Raw genomic sequence first — 2,070 nt, 5'->3', positions numbered from 1 at the left:
GTGAGCGTCACGAGAGGATCGCCGTGCCCGGCCTTGACTTGCGCGGAATGCTTTGGATTGCCCGATCGGGGTGATTGACGCTGCCGCTGGGCGATGATTGGGTGCTCCCCTCTGAAGGGACCTCTGAAGGGGGCGACGGGGATCAGAATGACCAGCGAGTCGCATCTGCGCGAGAAGCTTCGGAAGATCGAGGCGTTGTTCGCGGGTGCAGGAACTGCTGGTGAGCGCTTGGCGGCGGAAGCCGCACTGCAGCGGGTGCGTGCCCGGGTCGAGGAGCTCGCTCGCCACGATCCACCGATCGAGCAGCAATTCTCACTTCCCGACCAATGGTCGCGGCAGCTGTTTCTGGCGCTTTGCCGTCGATACGGGCTGCGGCCGTTTCGTTACCACCGCCAGCGACGCAACACGGTGATGATCCGCGCGTCACGGGGCTTCGTTGACAAGATCCTGCTGCCGGAGTTCACCGAGCTGCAGAGGGCGCTGCAAGTCTATCTGCACGAGGTGACGCTGCGCGTGATCCGCGAAGAGATCTATGACGACACCAGCGACGCGCAGGAAGTTCCCGACGCCCTGCCGTCAAATTGATCAGGCGGCGAGCTTTGTCTCCAGACCATCGCGCTCGGCCTTCCATGTCCACGGCAGCAATGTGTGCAGCTGATTGATCTTGGTGCGTCCGGAGACAATGCGCTCGAGAACGTCGGTCAGATAATGCCGCGGGTCGATGTCTTGCAGCTTGGCCGAGTTGATGATCGACGCGAGAATGGCCCAGGTCTCGGCGCCGCCTTCACTGCCCGCAAACAAATAGTTCTTCTTTCCTAACCCTATCGGCTTGATGGTGCGTTCGACCGTATTGTTGTCGATCTCGATGCGCCCGTCATCGATGAAGCGCGTCAGGCCTTCCCAATGGTTGAGGGTGTAGCGAATCGCCTTGCCAAGGCCAGACTTCTTCGAGACTTCCAGCAGTCGTGCCTCAAGCCACGGCTTGAGGTGCTCGATCAGCGGCCTGGTTTCGGTTTGCCGAACCGCAGACCGCTGCGCCGCCGGCAGACCACGGATACGGTCTTCGATGGCATAGAACATCGCAATCCGTTGCAGCGCTTCCGCGGCAATCGGCGACTTCGTCGCGACGTGAACGTCCCAGAACTTCCGCCGCGCATGCGCGAAGCAGAATGCGAGTTGCACCAGACGGCCGCCGTTCTTGATCAGACCCTTGTAGGCGGCATAGCCGTCGACCTGCAGGATGCCCTGGTAGTCTCCGAACAGCTGTTTGGCGCGGATCGCCTTGCGATCCTCGGCAAATACGTAGACCACCGCCGGCGGTGCCGGGCCGCCCCACGGCCGGTCATCGGTGGCGATCGCCCAGAACTGGCAGACTTTGGTCCTGCCACGGCCGGGATCGAGAACCGGCAGCGGCGTCTCATCGGCAAACAGCCGCGGGTAGGAGATCACTGTGTCGCGCAACAGCGCGTGAAGCGGCCTCAGCCACCAGGCGACGCGGCCCATCCACGAAGCCAGCGTCTGACGGTCGAGCGCGACGCCCTGCGCGGCAAACATCTGTTCCTGCCGATACAGCGGCAGCTGGTAACCGTATTTCATCACCGCGATGTGGGCCAGTAAGGCTTCCGTCACCATCCCGCCCTCGACCGCCTGGGCCGGCGCGGCCGCCTGCAGCACACCCTGGCGGCATCCCCGGCAACCATAGCGCGGACGCACGATGCGCTTGACCCGGTATTGCATCGGAACGACGTCGAAGGCTTCCTTGACGGTCTCCCCGATCTTGTGCAGCCGCTCGCCGCAGCAGGGGCAGATATGGCTCTCGATATCGATCACGACGTCGATGCGCGGCAAATGCTCCGGAAGCTTCCCCCGGTTGCGTCGCGCCAGTCGCTTTCCACGGCCTTCCGCTCCATCAGGCAGCCTGCCTCCGGTCACGTCGTCGTTGGCGGCGGGACCAGCCGCCTGCGCCGTGATGGTGAAGAGAGATAGCTGTCCGGGATCCAGTGTCTCGGACCGGGGACCGAAGATCGTGCGCTTGTACTGCGACAGGATCACCAGGAGCTTGTCGTTCTC

General features: G+C 63.2%; 2 protein-coding genes. One reads left to right on the top strand and one right to left on the bottom strand.

Features of this window, described 5'->3' with window-relative positions:
* The first annotated feature begins 147 nt into the window (after window positions 1–147).
* Window positions 148–585 carry a hypothetical protein gene (locus tag ACZYOF_RS43505; RefSeq protein WP_130231902.1) on the top strand — a complete coding sequence of 146 codons (438 nt, stop codon included), beginning with the start codon at window positions 148–150 and terminating at the stop codon, window positions 583–585.
* On the opposite strand, the gene tnpC is transcribed toward ACZYOF_RS43505, so the two are convergent.
* Window positions 586–2,070: IS66 family transposase (gene tnpC, locus ACZYOF_RS43500; protein WP_463719559.1), on the bottom strand; the 1,485-nt coding region annotated here is incomplete at its 5' end.

It is taken from the genome of Bradyrhizobium sp. LeoA1Lang (genome assembly GCF_055413685.1).
This window is presented reverse-complemented; position numbering and strand designations above follow the sequence as displayed.